16 protein-coding genes and 12 pseudogenes are annotated in these 26,234 nt (G+C 57.5%); 13 read left to right on the top strand and 15 right to left on the bottom strand.

The features are described from left to right. Nucleotides 1–159 precede the first annotated feature (159 nt). The gene (locus NKI25_RS22735; protein ID WP_352999452.1) at nt 160–1,185 is read right to left on the bottom strand and encodes an IS110 family RNA-guided transposase; all 1,026 of its coding nucleotides are present in this window, start codon (nt 1,183–1,185) and stop codon (nt 160–162) included. Nucleotides 1,186–1,379: 194 nt separating this feature from the next. Here NKI25_RS22735 and NKI25_RS22730 point away from each other — a divergent pair. The 3 genes and pseudogenes from NKI25_RS22730 to NKI25_RS22720 all read left to right on the top strand — a co-directional run bounded on the left by NKI25_RS22730 (nt 1,380) and on the right by NKI25_RS22720 (nt 3,929). Next, nucleotides 1,380–2,400: pseudogene (locus NKI25_RS22730) on the top strand (IS110 family RNA-guided transposase). A 245-nt stretch (nt 2,401–2,645) separates the two neighbouring features. Continuing rightward, nucleotides 2,646–2,862 (top strand): annotated as a pseudogene (locus tag NKI25_RS22725) (transposase); the annotation flags it as partial. A 266-nt stretch (nt 2,863–3,128) separates the two neighbouring features. Further along, a complete protein-coding gene (locus tag NKI25_RS22720) occupies nt 3,129–3,929 on the top strand; it encodes a CmcI family methyltransferase (protein WP_352999450.1) in 801 nt (266 codons plus the stop codon). 752 nt (nt 3,930–4,681) lie between these two features. Here the strand turns inward: NKI25_RS22720 and NKI25_RS22715 are convergent. After that, nucleotides 4,682–4,830, bottom strand: a pseudogene (locus tag NKI25_RS22715) (ATP-binding protein); the annotation flags it as partial. 282 nt (nt 4,831–5,112) lie between these two features. On the opposite strand from NKI25_RS22715, the gene NKI25_RS22710 reads away from it, so the two are divergent. From NKI25_RS22710 to proX, 3 genes are read left to right on the top strand one after another with little or no spacing between them, the layout of a single operon-like run. Further along, nucleotides 5,113–6,201, top strand: a complete 1,089-nt coding sequence (locus NKI25_RS22710) for a quaternary amine ABC transporter ATP-binding protein (RefSeq protein ID WP_352999449.1) — start codon at nt 5,113–5,115, stop codon at nt 6,199–6,201. Then, entirely contained in the window at nt 6,201–7,142 is a 942-nt protein-coding gene (locus tag NKI25_RS22705; RefSeq protein WP_352999448.1) for an ABC transporter permease, read from the top strand. Before NKI25_RS22710 ends, NKI25_RS22705 begins: the two co-directional genes overlap by 1 nt. A 36-nt stretch (nt 7,143–7,178) precedes the next feature. Beyond that, on the top strand, nt 7,179–8,165 hold the full coding sequence (gene proX / locus NKI25_RS22700; RefSeq protein ID WP_352999446.1) for a glycine betaine/L-proline ABC transporter substrate-binding protein ProX: 987 nt from the start codon (nt 7,179–7,181) through the stop codon (nt 8,163–8,165). An 822-nt stretch (nt 8,166–8,987) separates the two neighbouring features. Here proX and NKI25_RS22695 read toward each other — a convergent pair. Genes NKI25_RS22695 through NKI25_RS22680 form a run of 4 tightly spaced genes read right to left on the bottom strand, consistent with a single transcriptional unit; the run spans nt 8,988 to nt 12,538 of the window. After that, the gene (locus tag NKI25_RS22695) at nt 8,988–10,229 is read right to left on the bottom strand and encodes an NAD(P)/FAD-dependent oxidoreductase (RefSeq protein WP_352999445.1); all 1,242 of its coding nucleotides are present in this window, start codon (nt 10,227–10,229) and stop codon (nt 8,988–8,990) included. 59 nt (nt 10,230–10,288) lie between these two features. Further along, nucleotides 10,289–10,612, bottom strand: coding sequence for a 2Fe-2S iron-sulfur cluster-binding protein (locus tag NKI25_RS22690; RefSeq protein WP_352999444.1), 324 nt, complete (start codon nt 10,610–10,612; stop codon nt 10,289–10,291). A gap of 58 nt (nt 10,613–10,670) precedes the next feature. Next, nucleotides 10,671–11,684, bottom strand: coding sequence for a sterol desaturase family protein (locus tag NKI25_RS22685; RefSeq protein WP_352999443.1), 1,014 nt, complete (start codon nt 11,682–11,684; stop codon nt 10,671–10,673). Continuing rightward, nucleotides 11,681–12,538, bottom strand: a complete 858-nt coding sequence (locus NKI25_RS22680; protein ID WP_352999441.1) for a 3-methyl-2-oxobutanoate hydroxymethyltransferase — start codon at nt 12,536–12,538, stop codon at nt 11,681–11,683. The genes NKI25_RS22685 and NKI25_RS22680 overlap by 4 nt, the downstream gene beginning before the upstream one ends. A gap of 333 nt (nt 12,539–12,871) precedes the next feature. Here NKI25_RS22680 and NKI25_RS22675 point away from each other — a divergent pair. Together NKI25_RS22675 and NKI25_RS22670 are read left to right on the top strand one after the other, a co-directional pair. Then, nucleotides 12,872–13,159, top strand: a pseudogene (locus NKI25_RS22675) (transposase); the annotation flags it as partial. Next, nucleotides 13,156–13,500 carry a hypothetical protein gene (locus tag NKI25_RS22670; RefSeq protein ID WP_352999439.1) on the top strand — a complete coding sequence of 115 codons (345 nt, stop codon included), beginning with the start codon at nt 13,156–13,158 and terminating at the stop codon, nt 13,498–13,500. The pseudogene NKI25_RS22675 and the gene NKI25_RS22670, both read left to right, overlap by 4 nt. 1,133 nt (nt 13,501–14,633) lie before the next feature. Here NKI25_RS22670 and NKI25_RS22665 read toward each other — a convergent pair. From NKI25_RS22665 to NKI25_RS22650, 4 genes and pseudogenes are all read right to left on the bottom strand, one after another. Continuing rightward, nucleotides 14,634–14,966 carry a LysR family transcriptional regulator gene (locus NKI25_RS22665; protein WP_352999437.1) on the bottom strand — a complete coding sequence of 111 codons (333 nt, stop codon included), beginning with the start codon at nt 14,964–14,966 and terminating at the stop codon, nt 14,634–14,636. A gap of 443 nt (nt 14,967–15,409) precedes the next feature. Further along, nucleotides 15,410–15,747, bottom strand: a pseudogene (locus NKI25_RS22660) (IS66 family transposase zinc-finger binding domain-containing protein); the annotation flags it as partial. Nucleotides 15,748–15,800: 53 nt separating this feature from the next. Beyond that, nucleotides 15,801–16,796 (bottom strand): isopenicillin N synthase family dioxygenase, encoded by a 996-nt coding sequence (locus tag NKI25_RS22655; RefSeq protein WP_352999435.1) that lies wholly within the window; start codon nt 16,794–16,796, stop codon nt 15,801–15,803. Nucleotides 16,797–17,033: 237 nt separating this feature from the next. After that, entirely contained in the window at nt 17,034–17,744 is a 711-nt protein-coding gene (locus NKI25_RS22650; RefSeq protein ID WP_352999433.1) for a class I SAM-dependent DNA methyltransferase, read from the bottom strand. A 466-nt stretch (nt 17,745–18,210) separates the two neighbouring features. Here NKI25_RS22650 and NKI25_RS22645 point away from each other — a divergent pair, with 466 nt between their 5' ends. Both NKI25_RS22645 and NKI25_RS36500 read left to right on the top strand, forming a co-directional pair. Further along, complete coding sequence (locus tag NKI25_RS22645) at nt 18,211–18,492, top strand: hypothetical protein (RefSeq protein ID WP_352999431.1); 282 nt, start codon at nt 18,211–18,213, stop codon at nt 18,490–18,492. A gap of 389 nt (nt 18,493–18,881) precedes the next feature. Beyond that, nucleotides 18,882–18,990 (top strand): annotated as a pseudogene (locus NKI25_RS36500) (IS630 family transposase); the annotation flags it as partial. A gap of 55 nt (nt 18,991–19,045) precedes the next feature. Here the strand turns inward: NKI25_RS36500 and NKI25_RS36495 are convergent. Together NKI25_RS36495 and NKI25_RS22635 are read right to left on the bottom strand one after the other, a co-directional pair. After that, nucleotides 19,046–19,153: pseudogene (locus NKI25_RS36495) on the bottom strand (hypothetical protein); the annotation flags it as partial. 150 nt (nt 19,154–19,303) lie between these two features. Then, nucleotides 19,304–19,541, bottom strand: a pseudogene (locus NKI25_RS22635) (tyrosine-type recombinase/integrase); the annotation flags it as partial. A 698-nt stretch (nt 19,542–20,239) separates the two neighbouring features. On the opposite strand from NKI25_RS22635, the gene NKI25_RS22630 reads away from it, so the two are divergent. Then, the gene (locus tag NKI25_RS22630; RefSeq protein ID WP_352999429.1) at nt 20,240–21,460 is read left to right on the top strand and encodes an ATP-grasp domain-containing protein; all 1,221 of its coding nucleotides are present in this window, start codon (nt 20,240–20,242) and stop codon (nt 21,458–21,460) included. A gap of 208 nt (nt 21,461–21,668) precedes the next feature. Here the strand turns inward: NKI25_RS22630 and NKI25_RS22625 are convergent. Further along, nucleotides 21,669–21,910 (bottom strand): annotated as a pseudogene (locus NKI25_RS22625) (ISAs1 family transposase); the annotation flags it as partial. Between the two features lie 155 nt (nt 21,911–22,065). Further along, nucleotides 22,066–22,300, bottom strand: a pseudogene (locus NKI25_RS22620) (transposase); the annotation flags it as partial. A gap of 983 nt (nt 22,301–23,283) precedes the next feature. On the opposite strand from NKI25_RS22620, the gene NKI25_RS22610 reads away from it, so the two are divergent. Both NKI25_RS22610 and NKI25_RS22605 read left to right on the top strand, forming a co-directional pair. Continuing rightward, entirely contained in the window at nt 23,284–24,327 is a 1,044-nt protein-coding gene (locus tag NKI25_RS22610) for a GntG family PLP-dependent aldolase (protein ID WP_352999427.1), read from the top strand. A gap of 80 nt (nt 24,328–24,407) precedes the next feature. Next, a pseudogene (locus NKI25_RS22605) lies at nt 24,408–25,463 on the top strand (transposase); the annotation flags it as partial. 2 nt (nt 25,464–25,465) lie between these two features. On the opposite strand, the pseudogene NKI25_RS22600 reads toward NKI25_RS22605, so the two are convergent. After that, nucleotides 25,466–26,050: pseudogene (locus NKI25_RS22600) on the bottom strand (ATP-binding protein); the annotation flags it as partial. Nucleotides 26,051–26,234 lie beyond the last annotated feature (184 nt).

Raw genomic sequence — 26,234 nt, 5'->3', positions numbered from 1 at the left:
GCGGGCCCGTATGGGAGTTCGCGGAGCGGGTCCAATTCAATCTCGCGTGCTCAAGGCACGTATCCATGATCTGGTTTTCCCGATCCCGTCTCGTTGACCGTTGCGCCATACTCTCCGTTTGACCTTCTCACACTTTCGAGGCCTTCCGGCCGAGCGGAACTAACCCGCCACGGCCGGAGCCCGATAGGTTCCGCCTTTCGCCATCAATGCCCAGACGATGCGTGCCGTCTTGTTGGCAAGCGCGACGATCACCAACATGGGCGGCTTACGGTCCAGCATGCGCATGAGCCATGGGTCCGCAGATTTCCCCTTCCGCATCGCCCAGCGCACGGCAGCGCTGGCCCCTATAATGAGCAGGCGGCGCAGAGTTCGTTCGCCCATGCGGGACGTCTCGCCAAGCTTCTGCTTCCCGCCCGTGGAACGCTGCAACGGAGTGAGCCCCAGCCAGGCCGCAAAATCACGCCCCCTTTTGAAGATCTGAGCCGACGGAGCCAGAGCGGCGAGAGCAGTCGCGGTGATCGATCCTATCCCCGGGATAGTCATCAGTCGTTTCGATTCCGCGTCCTCCCTGGCGCGCCGGGCGATCTCGCGGTCGAGCACAGCCACCCTCTCATCCAGCGAGCGCAACTGTTCCACGAACAGACACAGGATCGGACGGGCGGCCTCTGGGATGGCGGAGCCATGATCCTCGATCGCCGTTACAAGCTTGGCCACATGGAAAAGGCCCTGCGCGGCCACCAGCCCGAATTCGGCAAGATGGCCACGTATCGCATTGATGGTCTGGGTCCGCTGGCGCACCAGAAGATCGCGAGCGCGAAACACCATCGCCGCAGCCTGTTGTTCCTCACTCTTGGCTGCCACAAAACGCATCGTCGGCCGTTGCGCAGCTTCGCAGATCGCCTCCGCATCGGCGGCATCGTTCTTTTGCCTCTTCACGAAAGGCTTGACGTAGCCCGGAGCGATCAGCCGGACGTTATGTCCCAGCTTCGTGATCTCCCGCGCCCAGTAATGGCTGCTGCCGCAGGCCTCCATGGCAACCGTGCAAGCCGGTTGCGCATCAAAGAATTTAAGCATCTGATCGCGGCGAAGCTTCTTTCTAAACAGGATAGCTCCCGATGCATCTGCACCGTGCACCTGGAACACGTTCTTCGCTAGATCCAACCCGATCATGCTAACTTCCGACATGGACGCCTCCGTTCAAGTGATGATCAACGACACCACTTTGGCACAGCGATGCCGTCAGGGGGCGTCCACATGGGGTAATCGCGGGAGCGACGCGCCCTGGAACCGATCATAGCCTTGGAGGGTGGCTGTTCCCCGATAAGATGAAATACGGGCTCACGACTGGACGCCGGGCCCAGCTTCAACGGAGAACAGCCATGGAAGAACATATCGGTCTCGACGTGTCGATGAAAGAGACGGCAGTGTCGATCCGCCGTGAAGGCGAACGGATCTGGCGCGGGAAGTGCGCATCTGATCCCAGGATCATTGCCGAGCTTGTCCGCAAGCGGGCGCCGGCCGCAAAGCGCGTCGTGTTCGAAACCGGCCCGCTGTCAGTTTGGTTCTATCATGCGCTGCGCGCCGAGGGATTGCCAGCCATCTGCATCGATGCGCGCCATGCCAAAGCCGCTCTCGATATGGCGGCGAACAAGACGGATGCGAATGACGCCGATGGTTTGGCGCGTCTTGCTGAAGCAGGATTCTTTCGCGAGGTGCGCGTGAAAGGCTTCGACAGTATGTTGACCCGCACGCTCGTGGCAGCACGCACTCGGCTGGTCCGGATCACCGTCGAGCTTTCCAACCAGATCCGAGGGATCATGAAAACGTTCGGCTTGCTCGTTCCCGCCGGTAAGGGAACTACATTCGAAAAGAATGTCCGGAGCCTTCTTATCGATCAGAGCGAGCTTGCTCCTGTCGTCCTACCGATGTTGGAAGCCTGGCGCAGCATTCGCATCCGTGCCGCCGAGCTTGGGCGCCAGCTTGTCGCAGATGCACGTCAAAGCCAAGCATGCCGCATACTCATGTCGATCCCCGGCATCGGCGCCATTACCGCAACCTCTTTCGCCACTGCCATTGAAGATCCGGGCAACTTCAAGAAGTCCCGCTCTGTTGCCGCTTGGATCGGCCTGACAACTCGCCGCTACCAATCGGGAGAAGTCGATTATGACGGCCATATATCCCGACGCGGCGATCGACATTTGCGGGGACTTCTCTATGAGGCTGCGGCGGTCATCCTGACACGCAGCTCGATCGACAGCAGCCTGCGCACGTGGGGCCTCAAGCTCCGGGAGAGGGTTGGCTTCAAACGAGCTGCCGTGGCTGTGGCGCGCAAACGTGATAATGCATTCGATGCTCAAGACCGGTGAGTTCTTTGATCGAAATGCAGGCGCCACAGCATGAAATCTTGCGAATAGCGTTCAGGATCTGAGCGCCTGAGACGTCCCTGCCGGGACGTGAGCCGAGCCATTCCGCTGATGGGGTTGCACTGCTGTCTCACCAAAGTGCGTCGTCCACATTGAAGGCTCGTCCGCGGAGCTCCATCATGCGGCGACTGATGTCGACCGCGAAGACAACCATGCACCCGGCAGCGTCGTCTCGACGCAATTACATGCTTGACGTCCCAGCGGCGATTAGACAACCCCATCAATCTCGGATCCCACAAGTCGGCCGCTATCGGGCACATGATCCGCGCGGCCGTGGCCCAGCTCTGGTACCTGCCGCCCTATTCAACCCGACCTCAACCCTATCGAGCAGGCCTTCGCCAAGATCAAGCACTGGATGCGCCTCGCCCAAAAGCGAACTATTGAAGAGACATGGCGACACGTCGGACACCTCGTCTCAACCATCCAACCAAACGAATGAAGCAACTACTTCGAGAACGCTGAATACGCTTCTGTCAAAACCTGAAAGGCTTTAATCGCGTGAAGCGTGTCCAAAACCTGCCAGCGGCGGAGCGAACCTTGATGTAGGGGTTCTTCCATGATGTCCCGGACCCGACAAAGCGCGCGGACATTCCAGCGGGCATGCGGGCAGCTTTTCGCTCTCGTTAAAAGCGCGCGCAACCGCATTCTGGGAGTGGCACGTCGATTGCATTGAAAAGGAGGCAGATGCAACATGGAGATAGACCTATGAAACTCGCTTCCGGGTACAAGGCTTTTTGGGATGCCGCCCACGAGAACTACCCCGATCAGATGAAGCCCGACGGACTTCTTGATCAGGGTTGGCGAGAGTTCATTCCTGACTGGCTGGGAATGTTTGACACCATTAGCAACGTGCTGAATGCTGATGATTCTGGACGCTTTGCAAAGCCATCCGATCGAACATGGATGTCGTCTATCTTCCCATGGATTGCTGACAAGCGCTCCACAAAAATTGGAGCCTTGGCCAAGACTTACAAAGGACTGATACTAATCAAGACTCCATTTGATCTTGCTCTGTATCCACGGCTAATTTGGGAACTTCAGCCGAGGACAATTATAGAGCTCGGCTCATATCAGGGTGGCAGCGGACTGTGGTTTGCTGATAATATGTCGGTGCTGTGTGATAACCCTGGTGAAGTACACTCCTTTGATTTGTACACCAAGTGTGTCCACGAGAATGCAACCAAGCATCCACTGCTTACCTTTCACCAAATCGACCTTTCTGATGCTGCCAACTTCGACCAAAATTTGCTGATGAAGCTCCCTCATCCTTGGCTCGTGATCGATGACGCGCACGTGAAAATATTTTCTATATTTTCTCACTTAAACAAATTTATGAAATCAGGTGACTACTATGTAATCGAAGACAATCCAGTGCAAGTAAACAAGGAGATTATTGATGGATTCCAGATGATAGAGGATTCTGGTTTCTTGATCGATACGTATTACACCGACGCGTTCGGGATTAATGTCACTTGTGCTCCAAATGCATGGCTTCGAAAATCGTAACCTTGGCTCTGATATAGAGCTTCGTTGGGCTCGCACCGCAGGCAGCGCCAGCTCGACCACGAGTTGCGAGCCCGTCGACGGTGCGATCGACGGGATATGCGGCCAGCCAAGAGCGAGCGATCGACGAGACGGTACTGCAACTCCGTGCTGTCCTGATGATGCCGCAACTGGGTCACGGAAGACTGGCGGACGTAAATGTAAGCGAGCTTGCCGCGATGCGCGGCAGTGACGCACTCGTCCGGTTTATTCGATGCTCCCAACATGCCGATCCGCCTTAAACGGCGTGCCCGTCGATCACATCCGCAAGAGAAGTCGCGCGAAGCTCTGCGCGATCTGCTTCTGCCTCTCCGCGGGCAGGTTCAGCCAAAGGCTCAGTGGCGTGGTGATACTCAGGTTCGGAACTTTGGTGGGGTCTGGGACGCGACGCGGTCAGGATCGACTGGATGTTCATCGCGAATCACCTCCTCGATAGGGGGCCAAGGTGCGGTTCAAATGGTGCATCAATGTGAGCAGCATTCGCACGTTGATGCGGGCCAACGATTTCGATGCGCCTTGTTCTTCCGGTGACGCCGCTGGAAGGTCGGTCACCGAGCGCCGAATTGAACGGCGGCGCCCGTCAGATAATCGAAAAACGACGAAAGCCGGTCCGCGGGACGACACGAGCTCCAGACGCTGGCCGCAAGCGCCGTGACGCAGGTCGATTACCGTCAAATGAGACACCACCCCCTCGAGAATGGCGGCAGCATCTGATGTTTGGTTCGCCCGAAGACGGTAGCCCATTCGCTGAAGCTGACATTGGTGGTGATGACCACACTGGTGCGCTCGTAGAGGTGCTCAGCAGATGGTACAGCAACGGCCCGCCTGATGTGCTGAATGGCAGGTAATCGAGTTCATGGAGCAAGGATTGTGCTTCCAGGTTGGCCCCAGGATAGATCTCGGCTCGCCGGCGGATGATATCTCGGCAGCCGGGTCAGCGAGACGGTACATGAGGAACGGGACCCCAGCCATCCCCCGCCACAATTTTTCCGAGGTGCACGAGGAGCGCATGCGTGTGCGGCCACGCGGCGAAAAAGTAGCTTGGCGCTTGATTTTATTTCGACTCCGCCGGCGCCGAATTTCGATAGCGTGGTTTTCCAGTCGTTCGGCAGTGATCTAGAAACGACGATAACAATGGGAACAGGGAATGAGCAAAGCGCCTCAAGAGGCCGTCATTCGATGCGAGGGAGTCTGGAAGGTTTTCGGAGCGAGAGCGAAAGACGCGATCCGTGCTGTGAAGGCTGGACAGCTGAGCAAGACCCAAATCCGTGACGAACTCGACTGCACAGTTGGTGTGCGCGACGCAAGCTTCAGCGTTGGCCGCGGTGAGATCTTCTGCATCATGGGGCTGTCCGGCTCCGGGAAGTCGACCCTCATCCGCCATATCAATCGGCTCATCGAGCCCACCGATGGGGCTGTCTACATTGAAGACCGCAACGTCAACGCCATGGGCGCAAAGGAGTTAAGGCAGCTCCGCGCGGAAAAGATCGGCATGGTGTTCCAGAACATGGCGTTGATGCCCCATCGCAATGTCCGGGACAATGTAGCATTCGCGCTCGAGGTTAGAGGGGTTCCGGAGGCCAAGCGTCGCGATGTCGCGCGCGAGGCAATCGAGGCGGTTGAACTGACCGGCTGGGATCTCAAGTACCCCGACGAACTGTCCGGCGGAATGCAGCAGCGCGTAGGTCTCGCCCGCGCGATAGCTGCCAACCCGACCATACTATTGATGGATGAACCGTTTTCGGCGCTCGATCCACTCATAAGGCGTCAGCTACAGGGAATGTTCATGGAACTGTCAGCTGACCTTCACAAGACCACAGTCTTCATCACCCACGATCTCGACGAAGCCATCCGCATCGGTGACCGTATCGCGATCATGAAGGATGGCGTCCTGGTGCAGGTTGGCACCGCGGAAGAAATCGTAACGAACCCGGCGGATGGCTATGTGGCGCAGTTCGTCAGCGGCATTTCCAAACTAGATTTGGTGACCGCGGCCAAGATTATGCAGCCGTTCGAAGAGTATCGGCAGCAGTTCAATGCGAACGACCTGGCGAACTCGCCCGTTGCCAACCCTGCTGACAAGCTTAACGCGCTCGTCGACCTCTCTGTCGGAACCGACCATCCAATTGTTGTGAAACAAGGGGACGCGATCGTCGGCGTCATAACAAAAGATGCCCTTCTCCGCGGGATTCAAGGGCGCGACGACGGTTTTGGATCTAACCGGAGGGCCAACTGATGTCCGACGAAAAAAGCTTCAACTGGCTAGATCCGTTCTCAACTATCGACCTTGACATCGCAGGCCATTCAGATGGTATCAAAGAATGGGCCATCGAGCATCGTGAAGCGATCCAGCCTCTAAAAATGTTCCTAGACGGTTTGATTCGAGGAATTGAACGTACCTTTCAGACTGTTCCCCCATTAGTGATGTTTGCCATCATTGTGCTGATTGCCTGGCAGGCGGCCGGCCGCCGAACTGCCGTCTACGTAGCCTTCGCGTTGCTCGTTCTTGGGTTCCTCTCCCCGGAGGCCTGGGCTCTGGCTATGACCACCCTAGCCATTGTGGTTTCCGCCGTGATAATCTCCGTTATCATTGGGCTTCCGCTCGGAATATTGGCGGGGAAGAGCGATCGCTTCGAGACCGTCCTTCGGCCAATACTCGACACGATGCAGACCATTCCTGCATTCGTCTATCTGGTTCCGGTCGTTATGCTTATCGGAATTGGCAATGTCTCCGGCGTGCTAGTAACGGTCATATTCGCTCTCGCCCCCCTAATAAGACTCACGTCGCTGGGAATTAGGACCGTCAATCCAAGCGTTGTGGAAGCGGCAAGGGCCTTTGGGGCAACTCCCTCACAGATCATGTTCAAGGTTGAGTTGCCAATGGCCACTCCGACCATCTTTGCCGGCCTCAATCAAACCATCATGCTGTCGCTGTCGATGGTAGTCATCGCGTCAATGATTTCGGTCAAAGGGCTAGGTAACGAGGTGCTCCGCGCCATGGGGCGCCTGGATGCCGGAAAGGCCATCGTCGGCGGCCTTGGCATAGTGATGCTTGCAATCATCCTAGACCGAATAACTCAAGGTCTTAGCCGCTCCGGACGCGCGTTGGGGCATCGTCGCTGGTGGCAGATCGGGCCTATTGGCCTCATCTCAAATCTGTTTCGCAATAGGACTTGATGCACGTTCAACTGCCTACAACAATGGAGGAATTATATGAAATTCGTTTCTCTTACTGCAGCGATCGTGTTGTCGCTTGTTGCCACGTCCAGCCTTGCTAATGATAAACCTGGCGAAGGCGTGACAGTGCGACCGGTTATACAACCAACTATGGAGGAAATGTTTCAGGCGCGGATTGTTTTTCACGCTCTGAAGGACCTGGGCTACACTGTGGCTGAACCTCAGGAAGTGTTAGCCCAGACAGCCCATCTCGCTGTAGCCACCGGCGACGCCGACCTTTACACCGCCAGTTGGGACTCTCTACATGACAAGTTCTTTCAAGAGGCGGGTGGCGCTAAGGTGATGACCAAAGTCGGTACCTTGGTCGAAGGGTGCCTGCAAGGATACTTGGTCGACAAGGCTAGCTACGATGCTGGCGTCGAGAATTTGGGCGACCTTAAGGACCCAAAGATTGCCGCCAGATTCTCTGCGGATGGATCCGGAAAGGCCGACCTTGCGGGCTGTGTTCCTGGTTGGGGATGCGAACGCGTGATCGAGCATCATTTGACCGAGTACGGGCTTCGCAACACCGTTACCCACAATCAGGGTGAATACAACGCAATCATCGCCGACACAATCGCGCGGGCCAAAAATGGCAAACCCGTACTCTACTACACCTGGACACCCTATTGGGTTTCTGGTGCTCTGATTCCCGGGAAGGACGTCGAATGGCTGAGTGTTCCCTACACTTCGTTGCCGGACGGCGCCGAAGCCAACACTGTGTTTAACGGCAAGAACTTGGGCTTCGCGGTTGATAGCCAGCGCATCGTTGCGCGCAACGATTTCCTCGATTCTAATCCCGCAGCACGGAAGCTTTTTGAGGTCGCCAAGGTATACATCAATGACATTTCGGCCGAGAACAAGTTGATAGCTGACGGCGAGAAGAGCTCGGCCGACATCGATAAGCACGTTGATACTTGGATCAAGGCTCACCAAGCCGACTACGACGCATGGCTCAAAGCGGCTCGTGGGGCATCCAAGTAAAGCACAACAGGCGGGGCGCTGTTAATGGCGCCCCGCAGTCTCCGTAGTACCAAAAGTGTTGACTTCCGCGGGGGCAAAGCGAGGGCTACGGGTACACGCCGGGGAGCGATTGCCCGTTCCTCTTGCGTCGGAAGCTGTCCCGTAAGATTCTCGCCTTTTTCTTTCTTGCGAGGCGCATCCATGTGCAGCGGTTCAGCCACATTCAATTCCATTTGCTCCAAAAGAGTCACGACCTCGCCGTCGGCTATGCCCAACCTCTTGGCAAGAGGAACCTTCTGGTCGCTGGGCTCTCACCCGGTCTAGCCAAACTTGGTCGCAAACGCGCGCCGCGATCTGCTCGCCAAAGTCAGCTCCGACGATCTTGCAACTTCATGTGAAGGGTTGCCATACCGCCGGGAGAGGTCCAGATCTCGCCGTCTTCTTGAAAGATGGCGCGGCTTGGGACTGCTTTCGTGAATTGCTCGCTGAAGTGGGGAAGCCTTTCCCAATGAATGCGTATTTCCGTCGATCGAGCAATCCTGCTCTAGGCTTAGGCTAGCCAACGGATAGACTCCGAAGCCAAGCGCTCCGACGGAGATTTATCGAAGCCTGCATTCGCGCAGCCAAGCCTCCAGACCGCGATCAGCGGCGCTCCCCAAGATTCGACGGGCGCAGACGACTACCATCGCCGGCCTATCAAAACAGCCAATTCGTCTTCGTTTCTTCGTTCGAACACCAGTTCGGTTTTCGCAGTCAGATCAATGCCGCAACTTGATTTGACCGGGGCGCGCCATCCCTTGAAGCGACACGCCAGACATATCCGCTGTAAGCGGCTTCGCGGCTTCAGACCGCGGATGGTTGCAAAATCTTGGTTGCCTCTGAGAAAAGCGCTTTGATATCCTTTGACGAATCCAACACGTGCTCAGGTGCGATGGTCTCCCCGGCTTCTATGATCCGCTTGCCGACCATATAAGCGCGTGGGTCATTTATTGCATCGAGAGCTAAGAGCTGACCGGCCTTATAGTACCAGATCGACCGTGACCGTTCATCATCGACCCTCCGTTCGACGATGTGGTCGTAGCCAGTGTTCAATCCTGCTATCTGCAGTTTGGTGTCATACTGATCCGACCAGAACCAAGGCTTCGCCTTATAGCTCTCCGAGGCACCGAGCATGTTTCCGGCTACCAGCTCGGCATGGTCGATCGCATTGCCGACGCTTTCAAGTCGGATGCGCCTGCCGTCATAGGGGAAGGAGGCACATTCGCCGGCTGACCAAATGCTGGGGTCCGAAGTGCGCCCCTGGCCGTCGGTTCGGATGCCATTTTCGATCTCAAGGCCTGCTTCCTCAGCGAGGCCAGCTTGGGGGGTGACCCCAATGGCAACAATGACGAAGTCAACCGGGAGGTTCATGCCATTGGAGAGCACTGCGCCAGACACTTGGCCTCGGCCTGTCAGACGGTTGAGTGCCATATTCTCAAGGATCTTAACGCCGTGGTTGGAGTGCAGCTTACGGAAATAGTCTGACGTTGGCGGCGCCGCGACGCGCTGGAGAATCCGAGGGGCCATTTCAATAAGGGTAAGCTCGAGCCCAAGTTTCACCCCCACGGCGGCGGCCTCGAGCCCGAGATACCCGCCCCCGACAATGAGGAGCTTCCGCCCGAACTGGAATTCCGTGGCCATCGCATCGGCATCGGCAAGCGTGCGGATCGTATACACGCCTTTCAAGCTGCCGCCCGCGGTTGACGGGATCTGCCTGGGGCGCGAGCCTGTTGTCAGCGCCAGTTTGTCATAAGGGATTGACTCATCGCCCACGCGCACAGTCTTGGTCGAGCGATCGATCGACGTGACAGGTGCGGCCAGTTTGAGATTAATTTCATTTTCTTTCCAGAACGAGGCCGCGCGAAGGTAGAGGCGCCCTAGGTCCATTTCTCGAAGAAGATAGCCCTTGGACAGTGGAGGCCGTTGATAGGGCGGCGTGGGCTCCTCGCCAATAAGCGTTACCGGCCCACCGTAACCCAAGGCCCGCATCTTCGCTGCAAGCGATGCTCCAGCTTGCCCGGCGCCGACAATTACAAAGCCGGTCATCACAATTCCCTCCGCAAATCGGACCAACTTTTCCCGTGCTTCGACGATCGTCTGAGAACTCAGGTCTGCTTTTCGGGCATGTGAAGAATTAGTCCTTCCAATGCATCGTTGACCCTAATCTGACAGGTCAGCCGCGAACGGTCCGGATCTGGCTCGTAGGCGAAGTCGAGCATGTCCTGTTCCATCGCCTTCTTCGGGGGAAGCTTTCCCACCCAGTTTGGATCGACATAGACGTGACAGGTTGCGCAAGCACACGCTCCGCCACAATCTGCCTCGATACCTGGAATGCCATTGTCTCGGGCCCCTTCCATGACCGTGGCGCCGCGAGGAACATCCACGACATGCTCCCGGCCGTTATGTTCAACGTAAGTGATCTTGATCATGGCGACTTCCCTGACAGTTATCAGACATTATGGCGACCAGAAGCGCATGCCCGGCATATTACTTCTTCCGCATTTCTTTCAAGCGGGCCCGCGTGCGGGCCGTAGCCTCTTCCGTGCCATCATGAAAAGTACCGAACCATTTATCGCAGGGTACCTCGGGCTCCCCGTAGTTGCACTCAAAATAACGGTGGTGCAGTTGATGGAAAAAGTCACCTACCTTCAGTCCAGCGTCGCTGTCTTCTCCAGCGGTCACGGTCTCGTAGCCAGCGTGCGAAGTGATGGCGAGAAGTACCTTCTGCTGCAGCTGGAAGATGAAGTGTATGGGATGGGATGGGATCACCACATGGATCAGAACGGAACTCAGATAGCCGATATGCTCGACTGGGTGCATCGACATGCCCGACCAAGGGCCGACATTTACGTTTCGATGATGTAGAGAATGGACGCGATTATATAGGGGCCCCCAATGCAGCAGGCGATGTATCCAGTAAAAATGGAACACGCCGTAAATTGGTAGAAAGCCAAACCAAAGGACAAACCAGCCAGGGTGGTCAGAAAAATTCAAGATTGGTACGTATCCGTTAGCGTATGCCCACACGCCAACAACTTCATACGCTGTCCAAATCGTCACCCCGCTGACAATCGACCAAAAAACGTTGTCTAGGAATTGACTATTGAATGTATAAAGGGAGTTTTTCTTCTGGAACGGACGGGCATCATAACGAAAATGATTGCCTTGCTTTTTGAATGTGTAAAGATAAAGATGCATCCCCCCTGCCACCAGGGCCATCAGCGCAAGGTTGCGCAGATAAACGGCCGCGATCCAATTAAAGGCGAAGGTTTGCGCTGTTTCCAATGAAGGTGACAGGTAGAACCATGTCAAAAACGACACGCCGAGAACAAGCAGCCGATCCGATATTGGAAGCCAGGAATTCCACAATAACGTGAGCCCAGCGATCGGACCGCCCTTAAAGTTAAACAGTGAACGGTCCTGCAGCGGGAGATCAGGGTGATAGTTCCAGGTCGATTTTCCCGGAAGGGTCACTTCTGGCTTTGTGCTCTCTAGTGTCATTTCCCGTTCCCTTTGCTTTGCGAGCCGAACGAGTACGTCTCGTCCAGCCGAGCTCGGAAGACTTCAAGCTCATTAGCTTTCAATGAGATGGAGACGTCCTTGTAAGGGAAGGAGCCGTCGCGTACTGCCGACTGAAACGCGCTCAGGGCCTTTGAGCGATCCAGCTCGATCTGCTGCTGTAGGCGAAGTACATTGCCGTACGCGTGGGCATGCCGTGGCGGGTTTGCTGTTTCGCCACAAATGTCCTCGGAAAAGAGGAACGTCACGTCCCCCCCGGAACCAGAGCCGATTGAGAAGGTAATCAAGCTAGTTCGCTTGTTGATCTCTTCTAGCACCTGTTGAGGGACCAACTCGACCTCGACGGCGAATGCTCCGGCTTCTTCCATAGCGCGAAACTCTTCGGCTAATTTGAGCGCCTCATCCGCAGTTGTGCCGTAGGCCCGCAAACCTCCAATCCAGGTGCTGTAAGGCGGGACTAACCCGAGATGGCCCATGACTGGAAAATTGAGGTCGGCTAACATCCTGACGGTGGCGAGGCTGCGGGTCGTATATAACGCATCTGCACCCTGATCCATCGCCCGCATTGCGCCTTCAAGAACGTCGTTCTCGGTCGGATGATCGACGAGCATGAGAGCGGCGGTGATGAATGTGTTTGGAGCCGCCTCACGTACTTCCTTCAACATTTGGCTGCGGGTGATGATCGTATCTATCCCGGCGGCGGCAGCCCGCGCTGCCTGTTCGCCATTCAATGCAGTCACTTCGGTTAGCTGCAGCTTTCCTTTGTTGGCGCGCAAATCTGCGACGGTCCAATTTCGTTGGGCGGGTCGGTGACCGAACGTGAAAATGTTGCGCATTGTAATACTTTCTTGAAGCGGCCGTGTCGTGGTTTTCACATTGGTTTAACGATGTCGCCATGGCTCACTAGGATCAAATGAAATCTAACCCCCTCTTGCATTCCTCCAGAGAATGCAAGAGAGGAAGCTGACCTCATATTCCAGAGGAAAATCGCCACGGCGTGCGATGAGCGCCTCTATTCGACAGGTTGTGGTCGAGCGCTTGTCGAGCTTTCCGCTTCGCTAGCGCGTGACGTCTCGGTCATACTTGTCTAGGGGGTGGCGCTCGGTCTGTCGCTTGATGGGATCGGAAGCATGAGGCTGAACAATCTCGGAGCCGTCTTGATCCCCGCAGAGGACTTCGTCAACGAGTTGCGCTCGATGAAGGTGACACCACACGTAGCGCAGAACACGAACGGCCGTCGTTCGGCGATCGATCGCCGCACCACGCGCCACGGTGGCTATGCGGTCAGCCAGCGCATCAGAAAGCGCATCGAAGAGGCGTTCGGCTGGATCAAAACCGTCGCTGGGCAGGAGAAGACCAAATTGCGCGGCCGCGACCGCGTTGGGTGGGCCTTCACCTTCGCGGCCGCCGCCTACAATCTGGTGCGGCTGCCCAAGCTCTTGGCGGCCTCGAAATGACCGTGCCCGCAGGCTGCCAACTGATCGGCCGCTGGCGGATCATCGAAGCCGATCTGTGGGATCGCGGTTACCTGAACCTCGGTGGACCCGCAACCATCGCCATCGGACCCGACAACAACGGCGAGATCGCCTTTGGCGCCCTGCAAGCCGGTCTCGATCTGAGCTACAGCCCCTCGATACTTCACTTCACATGGGCCGGGTGTGACGAGATGGATGAAGTCACCGGCGATGGCTATGCCGAATTGCTCGACGACGGCTCGATCGAGATCACATTCGCCTACCACAACGGCGACGAGGCCATCCTCAAGGCAATACGTCAGACTTCTTCAACAGCCTGCTAGCCTAGGCGGTTGGCCAGTGCCTGCTGACATACCCGGTCATATACCGAAGGTATGCCTAAAGGTCTGGTCTTGCCCGGAGCTCCCCTCTTAGGGATCTCCAATCTTCGCACCGCTTGCGGCTGATAGGTTTGTTCCCGGAGTTCTCGGTGAAGCCGGTCCAGATTTTCATTCAGATTCGTCTCAAAGTCCCCGATCGTCACCCTATCGGCTCCGCTCGCTCCTCGATTGGCGCGAACGCGCTCCCACGCAAGCTTTAAGTTCTCGCGTGAGTATACTTTGTCCACCAGAGAGTGAACCTTCTTCGTCTGACGTTCGAACGTCAAATGATCGGATAGTCTCCTCGAAGCGTGACGTTCGGGTTTTTCACAAAGGGAATTTTCCATCTTCACGCTCTTTTCTCATCTAGCTCGACCGCTCTAGTTCGATCCATTCATGAACGTCCTTCCCCGGACCACTCTCGATCCGCCGTCGCCGGTCACGCGAGTTATTCGTCTCGCGCTTCAGGTACTATTACGTTCTCCGACTCCTGTCGGTGCATCGCTTCCCATTTCGCTTTCGCTTATAGGGTCGCTTACCTGGCTTAAAACCAGGCCACCGGCAGGTCTCCTGGGGTCACGCATGAATCTTCCGTATCGTGCCGCCAGCAAACACCTTGGTACGATGGGTGAATGAGTGACGCCTTCGCCCCCATAGTGCGGGCTCGACCTAATCCCATCTTTGGCCGACCTGTTCATCAGGGGTCCGATTACAGCCCGATACTTCTCCTCAAACCCTTCGGATTCCGGATCACTCCGGACACCCTATCCTCCAGCGAGTAAACCCGCTGGCCGACGAGGCATTACCCCCGCCTTTGGATACAGCACCCCTCATCCGGGCACCGGAGGGACTTTAACCCTCCTGATTCATGCGCTGCCCAGCGCACACTATGAACCAGTCCGACTCCCGACCTCTCCCAGTGCCTTGCCGCTATCCTCCGGGACCAACCCAGCTGACCCAGTCGCGCCTCTCATGCTCCCATGATCGCTTCCATGCGCGATCCGGCGATCAATCCGGCGGAGCGGCGTCGTCTCGTGTAACGACGATGCTCGTATTGGCTTCGTGTTTAGGGAACCTATAGCGCGGTATACGCGGCATCAATCACATCGACTCGAAAGCATCGCTAGAGGCATCGTGAGGTTCCGGGAACGATCGCGTTTGATGGTCCTGACGACGTCGGAGGCCTTGGAAAGGCTGCTTGCCAGCACGCCGTAGATGTCTTTGCCAGCGCTGGTAAGCATCACGCCGGTTCCTCGCCTCACAAACAGCGGAACACCAAGGTCATCCTCAATGGCTTTGATCTGCCGACGGACTTCTCCCGATGTTATGCCCAGCTCGGAGGCCGCAAGCTCCAATGAGAGATGGCGTGCCGCGGCCTCGAATGCCGTGAGGGCAGTCAGCGACGGGAGGTCATAATACTGAGAAACCATTGAGAATCCAATCAGATCGGGAGTCGCGAACCAAACAACAGGGTATCTGCTCGCCCTCTGCCCCATAAAGGACCGCCGCCATTTTGATCAATCACACTAACCTCCTTAACGGATTGCGGCCATCCGGCGCGACCAAGGCAAGTTGCGTGCCGAATGGCGCACCGTTTTAGTTGCACAACTTCCCCATACCGACGGGGCGCCCTGGCGGCCTTTTCGGCGGGTTTCCGACATTCTTGTCCAGCTCCAGACACAAGGTTTGTGGATAGACATGCGCGGGACCGTCACATTGACGATGTGGAATGTGGCCACGGTGTGGGGAGTATGAATAAGCCCCGTCACTCGGGGTTTATCCGCCATCGCTTCCCCGCCGAGATGGTCAGCGTGGGGGACCAAGTAGCCCATATGATCCCCGTTGCGAGAAGTTCGGGTATAGGCCTAGCCGGGGTATCGGCCTTGCCGCTCGCCAAGATCGGCACGGTGGTGCCGTCATCATGCAGACGCTTGGCAGCAAGCACATGCGCCTCGATCAGCGCGTGCACCGGCTTCAGCACCGCGGCATGCCGGTTCAACGGTTAAGTTAATGCTGGGGAACCTCTCGAACAGGATCGTTGCCAACAGGTTCGGCCCGGCAAAGCCGCTCTACGCCACACGGAAGGGTGCAGGCGGCTGCGTGCCTCGCATTCTTGACAGGGGAACTTCTCGCGCTCGGTCTGGATCACTTTGCACTGGTGTGGGAGGATATTCAATTCTCTGTGACATCCTCGCCAAGCTCCGCCAGTCTGGCCTTAACGTGCGGCAGACACTGTCACGTGACTAATTGCCTGTCCGCTCTGATCACGCTTTGGCCAAGTGAGCGTAACTTGCTGCGAAACGCCCGAATTTGTGCTCGCCGCAAGTCACCGGCCTGTAGTGAATCGGGTTGCTGTCTGTGACAGATGAGGCCAATGGTTCGATGATCGCGTTGAAATCAGCGTCGATAAAGAAGGGGATTGAGTATCGCTCGCGGCCCGAGATATTCACCACGCGGTGCATGTTCGCCAGATAGAGATCGTTCGTGAGCCGCTGAATCAGATCGCCAATGTTAATTACGAATGTTCCGTGGATCGGAATGCCCTCGACCCAATCGCCATCTCGGTTCATGACCTGAAGACCACCCACGTCGTCCTGCGCCAGGATGGTCAGATTTCCGTAATCCGTGTGGGCGCCAATCCCGATGATGTCTTCGCTGACATAACCACTCTGCGGCGGGTAGTGAAGCAGACGCTGAATGCTGATCGGGTCCCGCATGAGGTTCTCGAAGTAGCTCTCCGGCAGGTCCAGACTGAGCGCGATGCCTTTCAAAAGTGTTTTCGCGAGGCCAACCATCTTTTGATGGTATCCGTATGTCAGTTCCCGAAACTCGGGCAGACTTGAGGGCCACTGGTTGGCGCCAAAAAACGGACCTTCCAGCGTCGAACGTTCAGGTCCAATGTCAAAGCACTCCTTCAGGTCCTTGGTCTTGCCCGGATCGGTGTTCTCCCCGAACGGCTCAATGTATCCGCGAAGGGCGACCTCGGAGTTGCTAATATGCAATGACATCTTCTGCGACATGGGCAGATCAAAGAAACGACGGCTTACATCAAATACCGAATCTACAAAGTCCTGCGGAATGCCGTGGTTCTTCACATACATGAACCCAGTGTTCGACAACGCCCAACGTATCTCCTTCGCCACCCCATGCTTATTGCTGCCGTCGAGAAGCGGCGCGATGTCAACCACCGGGATTTTTTCAAAGCTTTCGCGTTTCGCGCGCAGGTTGTCGTCCAGTTTGGCTACGAGATCCTTCCGCATGATTACACCTTTGTTTGACGATAGAGCCGGCACAACGATTTGTGCATTTTTATTTGGCTGGCAGCACGAAGAATTGTCGGGAAACCTGGATTGCTAGCACGATGCGGTTCTTTCCGTGGTCCCATGCTCAACAATGGAGAAGAACCCGAACTTCTGGCAGGGCATGCGCAGGCGCTTGCGCTCCTTCGTGTCGCCTGGCATAGGCTGCAAATTGGCGCCGCGAGTGTTTCGGTAGCGTCATCCTGGCTGCTCCTCCGTTCGTGCGCTGGCCTTCTTGGGCACCTGGAAAACCCAGTAGTGTGCGTCCTCCTCGGCGACGTATCTGCCGTCGTTTAGACGCTGTGCCGGCATAAGGGTGCCCGCATCCTCCAGGCGCCGCACCTCGTCTTCAAAGGATGCGGTCTCCGCGTAGCTTTTGCGGGTGCTTACGATGACGAATCCGTTCGGGCGCGTGACGCGAGCCAGTTCGCGCAGTGCATCCGGTCGGACATGCCCGAGCGTGAAGACGCCGCAGCAGACCGTGATGTCATAGCTTGCGCTGGTGTGGTCGGAGAGCGGCCCATTAAGGTCGACATCGCCTCGGACATCGCGGTAGACGCGGGTTTTCCGGGCCTTGTCGGCCATCTCCTCCGAGAGATCGAACCCGTCGATCAACCGGAATCCGAGGCGTTCCAGTTCCACGCCGACGAGGCCCGTTCCGCAGCCAGCGTCCAGGATTGCGATGGCTGCTCGCTGGCCGGCCAAGTAGGCCGTCTGCACGGCGCCCGTCAATTCCGCCACGATCATCGGCCCGCAGTATCCATCGCGGCCCACATCCAAATCGTAGGAACTGGCCCACCCGCGATAGAAGTGAACCAAGCGACCGGGGTCGCCGTCGAGAGCGTGGGAATCCTTTATGCGCTTTCGTGCGGCTTGCTCCAGTGCCGTCTGCCGATCGAGGGTGTTCATGATAGTTCCTCCGTATGTGAGTGACCCGAATGCGGTAAACTTGGCATTGGAGGCGCAATGGCCGGCTCAACCCAAGAGCTGTTCGTTCCGTACGCTGAGCCGGCCGTCGCGGGCGCTCCCGGCGAAATGCACGCCAACTGCTGCCGCCGGAAAGGCGATCTCAAGCATCTTTAGTCCGGATGTATCGACTGGAGCGCTGTCCGGCGCATTCCGACTAAGGCGCCCCGCGCGCCTATCAACTTGTCGAAAAGGTTGCAGGGCGGCGGCTGGTAGGTGACGACAAATGCCATAATCGCGGGTCGCATCGCGATGCGTCTTGTCACCGGGTGTCCTTTTCGAGCAAGTTCGCGGCCGCCGGATTAATGTCTTCTTTATCTGATGGCCGGCTCCCAGGAGCTTGGCGATCGGTCGGCCCAACGCTGTCGGTCGCAATGAATCCGATTCATTCTGGAAACGAGTGGCGCGCATGGCGCTTTCTCCACCCTCTACCGCACACATGGGGACTCCCTTTCACAAGTCATTCGGTGGCACCTATGGGCCAAATGGGCCAAATTCCATCGCTTCAAACGAATATCATCCGGCTCGTATTACTATCAAGCCAGCTTGTATTAAGAATGCAATTATTGATGTTAAGCAATTTTATAGGCAATTAATCTTTCTGTCGGGTTTTTTCCATAATACTTTAACAAGATATTTACATCTAGAGCGACTTTTCCCTGAAGGTGACGAATCTGTCCGGCAGCCGTGAGATTGGCTACGGTGCGGTCCGGTGGGAACCACGTTGATCTCAAGGCTGCTCGAAGCGAGCGCCAGCTGATCGGGATCGAGCATCTCCGATCTGCGGCTGGAAGGACGCGGGGTGGAGTTCACGTACCAAAAAAATGCTGCGTTCATTGCACAGGGCAGGAGTTCTGTCCCAATTTCATGCAGCCCATTGAATAATACGCAAGAAACCTCTGACTGGCCTCCGTCTGCACAGTTGGCACGACTTTTGATGCCCTTGTTGCCTGCGCCCGGACCTTCCGGCCAAGATTCAGATTGGGAGCCATCTCGAGATCGATGTATGAAGGACGAAAGCAACATGTCAGGTCGGCGTGAGTTCACACCGCCCGAGAATGCGGTACCAGAACCGCATAGAACCCTACGCGGCTGGTCCTCCTGGATGAGACAGGGTCAGACCAACTCGGCGCCGCTGCGCGGCTGGGGCGTGCGCGGCAAGCGGCTGATGACCCACGCGCCATATGGCGAAGGCGATGACCTTCATCGCCGCGCTACGACATAATCGGGGTAAGCGGGTGTTCTCAGGCCACGGTCTTTAGCTCGGGCGCCCCTGTAGGCGCAGGGCAACAGGCTGTCGATCTGGGGCTGTTCGGGTGGCCATTGACGATCCAGGTGAGTACGTCGGCGAGATAGCCGAATGGCTCGACGCCATTGGGTTTGCAGGTTTATGCCGACCGTCGAACTATGCCGAGTGCCTCTTTGGCCATGGCGGTTGGAGTGCGCTTCTCCTGCCGTTTTGGCCGGAGACCAGCCGTTGTCACTCGGCATATTTCTCATGCTCAAAGGGCGTTCAGGAATCCCAGAAGCCGGTCGTTTGGTCGAATCGTTCGGCCTTTGCGCGTTCATCTGGCTTCAGCTTGGCAAGTGCGGCTTCCTTCAGTTCAAGATGTGCGTGAAGATAGTATAGGTCAGCGTCGTTTCCATCGTTTCATGGCCCAGCCACAGGGCGATGACCGAACAATCGACGCCCGCCTGCAGCAGCTCCATCGCAGCGCTGTGGCGCAAGACATGGGGCGAGTCTATAAGGGATCCCGATGGGCATTCGGGGGGCAGGTCATGAATTGCGAATATATGTGCTCAGCAACGAGCAGTTGCGCTATTGGAACCGACGATCGTGCGTCGGTGATCACCGCGTGATCGGCCCGTGAAGCGCGACGGACGCTGGGTCAAATGCTCTGTCGGTCTCAGGACCACACAGGCGCCTTATTAACGGTAAGGATGAATCGCTTTGCGGCCAGCGACAAAAAGGGAGCAAATTCAGGCCGTGAGTCGCATCGAGCAGACCACAGGCGCCGATGAGAAGCTCGGTCGAAGGCACACCTGTGTTGGCGAGAGCAAGGAAACACTCAAACGCCTTTGCCCGACCAGCGCAGGCCTCGCGAACGGTTCAGACCGCCTGATGTCGCGGCGGTACTCCCGACGATTTGAAGCCGAGCGCCTGGTGCACGCCATTGTTGCGAAACGACAGGCGAGATCCGCGTCGCTCCTAATCCCTCTCTGGCCGAGCAGTTCGCCAGTGTCGCCGCCGCCACAACGATCTTGGGCGTGCTAGATCAGCGCTGCAACAAGAACTTCGAGAAAATTTACAAAACCTTTACGGCCGCAAATCGCTGATAATGGTACGGTCGTCCACAAGGTCTGGGGGTCAACGGCTGAAAGCGAGTCCCAATTGCGCTCCTGCCACCACACAGCACAGAATGGCGAGGAAACAGCCAATGCCAAGAAAAGCGATGATCCTGATTGAAGGTCATACGAGGGGTCCTGGTCTGCTATATGTCGAAGCCGCCAGGCGTCTTGGTCTTCATCCAATTACATTGTCGACTGATCCAGCTCGGTACGACTATCTTGCGGCGGAAAGCACAATACGCGTCGATACAAACAGCCTCGATGCGCTGATCCGCGAATGTTCCCAGCTAGGAAAGGACTACGACATTGCTGGCATTACATCCGCTGCGCAGTCTTGCTGCGCGACAGTTGGCAAGCTCTGCCGGTATTTCGATCTACCAGGACCGCCCCCCGAATTGATTGAGCGATGCAACGACAAATTCACTCAACGGCAGCTCCTCGCGGATGCGGGCGTTCCGATACCTGCTTATCGCTTGGCAGCAGATTTGACCGACGTAGAAAGCTATGCTGCGGAGATCGGCCTGCCGGTAATTCTTAAGCCAGCCGTAGGCATGGGCAGCCGCGGGGTCCGGTTGTGCCGCAATGAAGATGAGTTAGCCGAGCACGCTGAGTGTCTACTGGGCGGAAAGCATATATGGTGGTCTTCGCCTAGGATACTGGTCGAAGAATTCGTACAAGGTCCCTACTATAGCGTTGAGATAATGGGACATGAGGTCATTGGGATCGCCGCCGCAAAATTCTGCTCCCCGCCGCATTTCGTCTTTCGCGAGTATACCTATCCGGCCCAGCTAAGCGATAGGGAGCAAGCGCATATCGCCGATGTCTCGCTGAGCTGTTTGCGAGCTCTCGGGCTTGGCTGGGGGCCAACCAATGTTGAGCTCCGGTGGGGGAAGCTTGGCCCAGTGGTCATTGAAGTGAACCCCCGTCTTGCTGGCACCCCCGCGCCTCAACTAGTCCAACGGGCATATGGTGTCGATCTGATCACTGAGCACGTAAAGCTTGCCATTGGCGACGAATGTGATTTGCGCAGAACGAAGTCGCACACCGCGAGTGCCCGGATTCTGATACCGGATCTCGATGGTACTCTTGATCGGGTAAACGGCGAAAGCCGGGCTGCTGCTGTGTCGGGTGTCGCAGAGGTCCAACTTTATCTAAAACCCACGATGCAAATCGTCCGAAAAGGTGACATCCAAGATGGTATCGGACACGTCATCGCCGCTTCTCCCAGCCCTGCTCGGACGGAGGCGATACTTCAGCGTGCCGTCGGCCTAATAGATTGGTCGATCACACCGTTTCCGCCGCCTGGGTAATAGGACCAATCTACCGTCCCTGGGTGCGGCAGGGGAGGGACGGTGCTGTCCATACACGACCCTGCCGCTTTCCAGCTTCTCCCGCCTGGCGCTCACCAGCAGCACCCGTTGAAGCGTGGTCGAGCGCGTCCGAAATGCTCTTCGCCGAGCGAAGTGTCGAACCAGGCCTCCGAATCCGGGTTAACGGCGGAGTTGCCCGAGCATTGAGAAGGTATTGAGTGTCCCATGCGGCTCTCTTTCGCCTCAGTCTGATTGATCGCTAGTCGCCGAGGGCGCGCCAGGTTGAGGGCGAAGTGGCGGACGACGGCCATGTTGTGGCGCCGTGGCCTTTTCGGAGGCGCGAGAGGTCGTCCTGGAAGACGACGTCGAGGGTCCAGTGCAGGGCGTTTTCGAGTGGCCGCGCACGGCCTGGGCGGCCTGTTCGGCGGTCAACTCGGTCGAGACGCTGAACCCCGCTTCTCTCACCACGCCCAGGCTCGAGCCGCATGTTGACTGGTGCGGGTCGGCGCTGCTCATCCTGGTTTTGAGGACGAGCGCGGCCTGCACCACGGAGAGCGGCGGTGCTGGGCTTGTGCAATTTATCCTCTGTGGTTTGGGGGAAGGGTTCAGGTCCGGCCCGTCAGCGGGCCGCGGCGCATATTGTGCGCGAGGCTGAACTTCTGTGCGTATGGACAGGCCGAAGCCATTGCGACCTTGGTGCGACGCACCGAGACACGGACCTGCGCACCGATCTTCAGCAGCTTCAGCCTGATCGTGCCGCAGGTGGCGTTGGCGAGCCTGGTGGCCGAGGCCGAGGCGGCGCAAGGCGCAGATCAGGACGTAGGCAAACGAGGCGAAGCAAAATTCATCGCCCGATGAGTGGGGCCGCTCGTTTGTGGGCTTGACCGCCTCGAGCTCGGCCTCGGCCGCACCCAGCCCGCTCTCGACCTCGTCGAAAGCAAAGGCGTGCTGATCCGCATCGAACTTCACGGAGCTGCGTCCAAAGCGGACGCGGTCCAGCTGCTTGATGATAGCGTGAAGACGGCGATCCGAGCCACGGCGCGTTCATTGACGATCCCGAGGCGAATGACCTGCCTTGAGTATCACCTTCTCTGCTTCGAGATCCGCAGCCTCGGCCTCCGTCTCGGCCCTTTCCGAGGTCAGGGAGACAAGCATCGCTCTCAGCGTGTCGACATCATCGATAAGGGTAGAAGCGCTGCGCGTCATGGTTTCGACAGAGGCCCATTTTCCACGCCTTGGGGCCTCGCTTCATGCTGCCTCAGTCACTTCGCCACAGCCTATCCGGATTACGCCGTTCTGAACCTTCGGCCAGCGGACTCGCCATCTTCAGTCGCTTGGCGAACAGGCACATGCGGGCCCTTGCCCAATAGATCAGCTTCGGCACCGCCATCGCGCACCGATTTAGGTCGTCCATCGCGGGATGCCAGTTGGCCGGGAACCTTCACAATCCCAGAATCTTACGCGCACTTTACAATTCATTCCCGGAAGTGGAACGCAAATTGCAATTCTGGTTCTGTCGCGTATATGCGCCAGGCTTCAGGAGAGTGAGACGAAGTGTAATGGTACATCCAACTGACGCTATTTCAAACCGCGCCAATTTGCACGGTAGACGTTTCAAGCGCAGGCGCATTTTGGCGCAAGCCTTCCGCCTTGATATGCCACTTTGTAAACTCGAAAGTCCGCCTTGAGAGGTCGCTTTGGCTTGTCCGCAACCATTGCAGAAGCCATCTCGGGAGTGGACGTTTGCTGGGTTGCCGCGGAACGACGCCAAGGGTGCGTCACGACAGGACAGCGATCAACACGCCACGTTAGGAAGAGAATTTATGATCGATCTACTCAGTGACACCGTCACGCTCCCCACTCAGGAGATGCGACAGGCGATGTCCCATGCGAAAGTGGGCGACGCCGGGTACGGCGAAGACCCTACATTAAGCCGGCTGGAGGCGTTAGCAGCCGAGATGCTGGGCAAGGATGACGCGGCTTTCATGACGAGCGGATGCCAAGGCAACCTTGCCGCGTTGCTCGCGCACTGTCCCCGCGGCCATGAAGTAATCGTCGGCGATCGCTCGGATCTCTACGACTTTGAAGCCGGTAGCGTTTCGGCAGTGGGCGGCCTGGTCATGCATCCTGTGCTGACTGAACCCGACGGGCAGTTGTCGCTGGATAACCTGCGTGCGGCGATCCGCAACAAGAGCGATTACCAATGCGCGCCGCCCGGGGTGATAGTGTTGGAAAATCCCCACTGTCAACGTGGCGGGCGCGTCCTGCCTGCGTCCTACATCAAGGAGGTGCGCGCGCTTGCCAACGAGCACGGCCTGCCACTGCATCTAGATGGCGCCCGTATTTTCAACGCGGCCATCGCCTCGAAGAGGGCGGCTGCCGAAATTGCGGAGGACTTCGACTCCATCATGTTCAGTCTCTCGAAAGGACTCGCAGCGCCATTCGGCTCGATGGTGTGCGGACCACGACCCTTCATCGAGCGGGTGAGACGTTATCGGAAGCTTCTGGGAGGCGGCCTTCGCCAAGCCGGCTTCATGGCCAGTGCAGGTATCGTGGCACTTCAAACCATGGTAGGGCGGCTGATCGAAGACCATCGGCGCGCGCACTTACTGGCGGAGACAATTCGCGACATTCCCGGTATAAGCCTTGAGCCTCCCGTCATCGAAACGAACATGGTATTTTTCCGGCTCGAACAGCAAGGTCTGTCGACGCCAAACTTTCTGGCTGCGCTATCGGAGCGGGGCGTGCGGATGGGCACGCTCCGCGAAGGCCTGGTTCGAGCCGTGGTCCATTATCTCGTCAGCGATGACGATGTTGAGGCGACCGCAACAGCTATTCGATCGGTCCTACAGGCGGAGTCACGATGACCGGGTACAGCGGCTTCGTCGTGGTGAGAAGGGCCGCCAATGATCTTTGGCAATCACATCGTGCACAGCACCGATTCGCGATGCTCGGCCGGAAAGAGCGGGATCAGCTCGAACTGTTCATGACCGCTCGCTACGACAACTTGTTCCCGATGACCATGTTCTAGCCAAGGTTCGACCGTGTGTTTGATCTGTCATGGCTGCACGGCGAGGTCGCGGATCTCTATTCCATGACAATGGTCGCCCGGGCATCGATCCCGAGATCGCAGTCCGCCTGATGCTCGCCGGCTTCATGCTCGGGATTGTGCACGATCGCCGGCTGATGCGCGAGGCGCAGGTCAACGTCGCCATCCGGTGGTTCGTCGGCTATGGCCTGCATGAAGCGCTGCCGGATCATTCCTCGTTGACACGCATCCGCCAGCGCTGGGGCGAGGATCGGTTCCGCCGGATTTTCGAGCGCACCGTCCAGGCCTGCATCGAGGCAAAGATCGCGAAGGCGAGGTGGTTCACGTCGATGCTTCACTGATCCGAGCTGACGTGAGTTGGGACAGCCTGGCGGTGCGCCATATCGAGGCTGTGAGGTCGGTGAACGAGGATGCTGAGGCCGCTCTCAAAAGGAGCCGCAAGACCGGGAAGTTCAAGAAGGTCTGCTTCACCGACCCGGATGCCAGCATGACCACCAATGGCCGCAATCGCCGGCTGGAGCCTGCCTACAAGCAACATGCCGTCGTTGATGATCTGCGCGGCGTGGTTCTGGATGTCGCCGTGACCACGGGCGAGATCAACGAAGGGCAGATGATCGTCGAGCGGATTGATGCCACGATGAAGGCGACGGGGCTCTCCATCAGCACCGTCGCTGCCGATGCCGGCTATGCCTATGCAAAGGTTTACGCCACCGTTCTCGAGCAACGTCAGCGCCAGCGCGGCCGCAAGATCTACAGCCTGCACGCGCACGAGGTGGAATGCATCGGCAAGGGCAAGGCGCACATGCCCTATGAGTCGGGGTTAAGGTGTCGGTGGCCACCACGCTGAAGCGCTCCAAGGGCGGTCAGTTCGCTCTGCATGCAAAGGCACTGCCCGGCAATCCCTATGACGGTCACACGCTGGCGAGTATCATCCCCGACATGGAAAAGACCATCTGTCAATGCCGCTCGAATTTTCCCCAAAAGTGCCGAAGTAAAATTCCCCAGTTTCGCCGCTCAGACTGTCGCGGAGGGTGTCCATTTTTCGGTGGCCGGCCGCGCGGCCGCGATGGTGGATTTAATGTCGGCGGCGTGATGGAGGCTTTTGGTCGCAAGTGTTCGGGCATGAGCTCGGCGTGCTGGCGGAGCCGATAACTCGATCCTTCGATCTGGACGACGACCGCATGGTGAAGCAGGCGATCGAGAAGTGCGGTTGCGACGACAGGGTCGCCGAAGACCTCGCCCCATTCGGCGAAGCCGCGATTTGAGGTGAGAATCATTGCGCCCTTCTCATAGCGGGCGTTGACGAGTTGGAAGAACAGATTGCCGCCACCGTGGACGACGGGCAAGTAGCCGATCTCATCGACAACGAGCAGAGCAGGCCGGCAGAAGAAGCGGATGCGTTCCTGCAGGCGGCCTTCGCGTTCGGCCCTTGCCAGCGCGGCGATGAGTTCGGCGAGCGTGCAGAAATAGACGCTCTTTCCAGCCTTCACAGCCTCGACGGCAAGCGCAATGGCCAGATGGCTCTTGCCTGTGCCGGGCGGACTGGGCTCATAATGCCCGTTATCAGGATGGCGAGGCAAAGAAGATTGTCCGTTACGCCTTTCATCCACGTTCGGGCGGGGAGATTTTCGTCACAGGCCGTCAGCGTTATTGCGGTGAGCCGGCCTATGTCGGGCGACAACCGGATGGCAGCCTGGCGCTGATTCCGATCTGGATGACGGAAGA

Origin of the sequence: Mesorhizobium sp. M0808 (genome assembly GCF_040320025.1) — a bacterium.
In the GTDB taxonomy this organism is placed as follows: Bacteria; Pseudomonadota; Alphaproteobacteria; order Rhizobiales; family Rhizobiaceae; genus Mesorhizobium.
The sequence above is the reverse complement of the archived record's forward strand: the minus strand, read 5'-3'. Positions and strand labels throughout refer to the sequence as shown.

Bases quoted from the DNA above. Each gene is read 5' to 3' on its own strand.
- NKI25_RS22650 (WP_352999433.1), bottom strand. From the start codon at position 17,744: ATGAACACCCTCGATCGGCAGACGGCACTGGAGCAAGCCGCACGAAAG.
- NKI25_RS22690 (WP_352999444.1), bottom strand. From the start codon at position 10,612: ATGATCAAGATCACTTACGTTGAACATAACGGCCGGGAGCATGTCGTG.
- NKI25_RS22665 (WP_352999437.1), bottom strand. From the start codon at position 14,966: ATGGTTTCTCAGTATTATGACCTCCCGTCGCTGACTGCCCTCACGGCA.
- NKI25_RS22645 (WP_352999431.1), top strand. From the start codon at position 18,211: ATGGCGCTTTCTCCACCCTCTACCGCACACATGGGGACTCCCTTTCAC.
- NKI25_RS22735 (WP_352999452.1), bottom strand. From the start codon at position 1,185: ATGTCGGAAGTTAGCATGATCGGGTTGGATCTAGCGAAGAACGTGTTC.
- NKI25_RS22610 (WP_352999427.1), top strand. From the start codon at position 23,284: ATGATCGATCTACTCAGTGACACCGTCACGCTCCCCACTCAGGAGATG.
- NKI25_RS22670 (WP_352999439.1), top strand. From the start codon at position 13,156: ATGACCGTGCCCGCAGGCTGCCAACTGATCGGCCGCTGGCGGATCATC.
- proX (WP_352999446.1), top strand. From the start codon at position 7,179: ATGAAATTCGTTTCTCTTACTGCAGCGATCGTGTTGTCGCTTGTTGCC.
- NKI25_RS22705 (WP_352999448.1), top strand. From the start codon at position 6,201: ATGTCCGACGAAAAAAGCTTCAACTGGCTAGATCCGTTCTCAACTATC.
- NKI25_RS22680 (WP_352999441.1), bottom strand. From the start codon at position 12,538: ATGCGCAACATTTTCACGTTCGGTCACCGACCCGCCCAACGAAATTGG.
- NKI25_RS22630 (WP_352999429.1), top strand. From the start codon at position 20,240: ATGCCAAGAAAAGCGATGATCCTGATTGAAGGTCATACGAGGGGTCCT.
- NKI25_RS22685 (WP_352999443.1), bottom strand. From the start codon at position 11,684: ATGACACTAGAGAGCACAAAGCCAGAAGTGACCCTTCCGGGAAAATCG.
- NKI25_RS22720 (WP_352999450.1), top strand. From the start codon at position 3,129: ATGAAACTCGCTTCCGGGTACAAGGCTTTTTGGGATGCCGCCCACGAG.
- NKI25_RS22655 (WP_352999435.1), bottom strand. From the start codon at position 16,796: ATGCGGAAGGATCTCGTAGCCAAACTGGACGACAACCTGCGCGCGAAA.
- NKI25_RS22695 (WP_352999445.1), bottom strand. From the start codon at position 10,229: ATGACCGGCTTTGTAATTGTCGGCGCCGGGCAAGCTGGAGCATCGCTT.
- NKI25_RS22710 (WP_352999449.1), top strand. From the start codon at position 5,113: ATGAGCAAAGCGCCTCAAGAGGCCGTCATTCGATGCGAGGGAGTCTGG.